The organism is Rubneribacter badeniensis (assembly GCF_002899695.1).
Classification (GTDB): domain Bacteria; phylum Actinomycetota; class Coriobacteriia; order Coriobacteriales; family Eggerthellaceae; genus Rubneribacter; species Rubneribacter badeniensis.
The window spans coordinates 1-525 of the sequence record NZ_PPEL01000192.1; the positions used below are offsets into that span (position 1 = coordinate 1).

General features: G+C 66.1%; 1 protein-coding gene. It reads left to right on the top strand.

The features are described from left to right. Positions 1–401 (top strand): ArsB/NhaD family transporter (locus C2L80_RS13610; protein ID WP_193602648.1); only part of this gene is annotated, 401 nt, incomplete at its 5' end. Between the last annotated feature and the right edge of the window lie 124 nt (positions 402–525).

Genomic DNA, 525 nt, shown 5'->3' on the forward strand with positions numbered 1-525 from the left:
TGGCCGAGACGGGCGTCATCGAGATGCTGGCGCACGCGCTCATCGACGCCACGGGCGGCAACGTGTTCGTCACCATGCTCGTGCTGCTGGTGGGCTCGGCCGTCATCTCCAGCTTCCTGGACAACATCCCGTTCGTGGCCACCATGATCCCCATCCTGCTGGCCATGGAGTCCACCGGCATGGACGTCACGCCGCTGTGGTGGGCCGTGTCGCTGGGCGCCTGCCTCGGCGGCAACGGCACCCTCATCGGCGCCAGCGCCAACGTGGTGCTGTCCGACATCAGCAAGAAGAACGGCCACGAGATCACGTTCGTGCAGTTCCTGAAGACCGGCTTCCCCATCATGCTGCTCACCGTGGTTATTGCGGGGCTGTACCTGGTGGTGAGGTTCCCGCCGGCGTAGGGCGGGCGCGAGGGGGCCGCCTAGAGCGGCACGATGTCCTTGTGGAGGAAGCGGAGGCGACCTACCTGCTTCTCGATGTGGAAGTTGCCGCAGTACCAGCGGCGGTAGTCGAGGCGCTGCTCGA